The 910-nt window shown below is 31.2% G+C and carries 1 protein-coding gene; it reads right to left on the bottom strand.

The window, feature by feature from the left end:
• On the bottom strand, positions 1 to 910 hold a 910-nt coding region (locus GJV77_RS14650), incomplete at both ends, for an IS1380 family transposase (RefSeq protein WP_155037070.1).

Here is a 910-nt window from a genome sequence, read left to right as displayed (position 1 = left end):
TTTTATATCTTTAAAAACTTTAGAAACCTTAGCCACCATATGGTTGTAAAAGTTTTTAATCATTGCTGTTAATATTAGAAAGACCGTATTTTTATGCATATCTGAACAAGGCAATCTACTCCATCCAAAATCGTTGTTCATTACATCAAATATTTTCTCACTAGCACCTCTTTGATTGTAATATTGTATTACTTCTAATTCGGTAGATTTATGATCGTTTGTTAGAATCGATCGATAACTAAAGTTATCGCCAGTGAAAGCATCTATTTGCAGAGTACTGCTTTTCTCTCTCATAATAACTAAACGATAGTTTTTATCTTCAAAGAACTGTGTAAACTTTAAAGAGGCTACTTGATATTGCTTGTAATTCAGCTCTATGTCTTCCCATTGCTCTATTGATTTTATTTGTTCAGCAACATTCTGAGAGCGATTAGCACGTATATAGAATTGTTTACTATTGTTAGCCACAACTTCTATGATATCCTTACTATATGAACCGGCATCCATACGTGATCTATTTATCTTTATATTGTTGTGGTCAAGTAACTTATAAGTTCTAGTTAAGGTATTGTGTTGATCTACTTTGACATTTGCATTCCCGTCTCTGTTTTCTATATACACAACTTTATCTCCGATAGTTGCTATTGCAGGGCAATAGCCTTTGGTTTTCTTATAAGTGCGTTTCGCATCATACTTATTGTGTTCTATAATTTGATTGTCATAATCTAAGTCATAATAATGTTGTGGCAGTAGTTGTTTGGTTTTGAGCAATAACTTAATGTTTAAATCATTCATTGAGTTATTGATATTGAAATCATAGTTGTTATTGGTGCTTGAGTTAATAATTTTATTATCCACGGATAAGTCATTCAAACCTCTGAGTAAGGTAGTTGAACTAACTTTTTTAAAA

Source organism: Myroides pelagicus, assembly GCF_009711055.1.
Lineage (GTDB): Bacteria > Bacteroidota > Bacteroidia > Flavobacteriales > Flavobacteriaceae > Flavobacterium > Flavobacterium pelagicum.
The sequence above is the reverse complement of the archived record's forward strand: the minus strand, read 5'-3'. Positions and strand labels throughout refer to the sequence as shown.